Genomic DNA, 1,326 nt, shown 5'->3' with positions numbered 1-1,326 from the left:
TCCAGCCACATGGTGGGGCACATGCTCATCTCGATGCTCGTGCCGGTGCTCCTCGCGCTCGGCGGGCCGCTGACCCTGGCGCTGCGGGCGCTCCCGGCGGCGGGGCGCGGGAACCCGCCCGGGCCGCGTGAGTGGATCGTCGAGTTCATCAACAACCCGCTCTCCCGCTTCCTCACCCATCCGATCGTCGCGTCGGTGCAGTTCGTGGCGGGTTTCTACATCATCTACTTCGGCGGGTTCTACGAGGCTCTGGCCTCCGAGCACCTGGGCCACATGTTCATGAACGTCCACTTCCTCATCAGCGGCTACCTGTTCTATTGGGTGATCATCGGGGTCGACGCGGCGCCGCGGCACTTCTCGCCGCTCTACAAGCTCATGGTGCTGCTCAGCTCGCTGCCGTTCCACGCCTTCTTCGGCATCATGCTGATGAACTACAAGACCGTGCTCGCCGAGAACTGGTACGGCGGGATCGGGCTCCCCTGGATCCCGGACCTCCTGCAGAGCCAGCAGGTCGGAGGCGGCGTCGCGTGGGCGGCGGGGGAGATCCCGCTGATCATCGTCATGTTGGCTCTGGCCTGGCAGTGGTACCAGAGCGACATGCGGGACGCGCGGCGCGGCGAGCGGCAGGCCGATCGTGACGACGACGCCGAGCTCAAGGCCTATAACGAGATGCTCGGTGAGATGTCCCGCGCCGACCGCCGGGCCTGAGAGGCGCCCACCTCGTCGTCGTCGGGACCCCCGTTCCACACCCCTCCCGCCCCTCCACAGGGCGGGCACCGCGAGCGGTGCGACCGGGATACGACGACGACGAGGTGGGGCACGCTCTGGAGCACGAGGCCGACGCACGGTCGGTCCGAGTGTGACAGGAGCGAGACCATGAACGAGACCCACACCACCGTCCGCGGCACCGTGATCACCGACCCCACCACCCGTCGGGTCGGAGAGGACTCGGTGTTCTCCTTCCGGGTGGCCAGCAACACCCGCTACCAGGACCGCGACAGCGGGGAGTGGAAGACCGGTGGCACCCTGTACTTCTCGGCCAACTGCTGGGGCAGGTTGGCGCAGCGGGCGTCGGGGAAGCTGGTGAAGGGCGACGGCGTGATCGTCCAGGGTCGACTTCTCACCAACGAGTACGAGAAGGACGGCAGGATCCAGCGCGACCTGGAGATGCGGGTCACCGCCCTGGGTCCGGACCTGTCGCGGATGGACGTGACCATGCGCAGGGCCCAGCCGGAGGGACCCGGCAGCGCGCCCGACGGGGAGGGGGCGGGGCAGTCGCGGGGCGCGGACGGCGTGGAGGACGTCATGGAGATCGGCTCCCGGGAC

2 protein-coding genes are annotated in these 1,326 nt (G+C 68.7%); both read left to right on the top strand.

Going from position 1 to position 1,326, the window contains the following annotated elements; genetic code table 11:
* Positions 1 to 708 (top strand): cytochrome c oxidase assembly protein (locus G6021_RS17610; RefSeq protein ID WP_241736606.1); only part of this gene is annotated, 708 nt, incomplete at its 5' end.
* Positions 709 to 876: 168 nt separating this feature from the next.
* The coding region (locus tag G6021_RS15370; protein WP_241736605.1) for a single-stranded DNA-binding protein at positions 877 to 1,326 on the top strand (450 nt) is incomplete at its 3' end.

Origin of the sequence: Dietzia sp. CW19 (genome assembly GCF_014145265.1) — a bacterium.
Classification (GTDB): domain Bacteria; phylum Actinomycetota; class Actinomycetes; order Mycobacteriales; family Mycobacteriaceae; genus Dietzia; species Dietzia natronolimnaea.
This window is presented reverse-complemented; position numbering and strand designations above follow the sequence as displayed.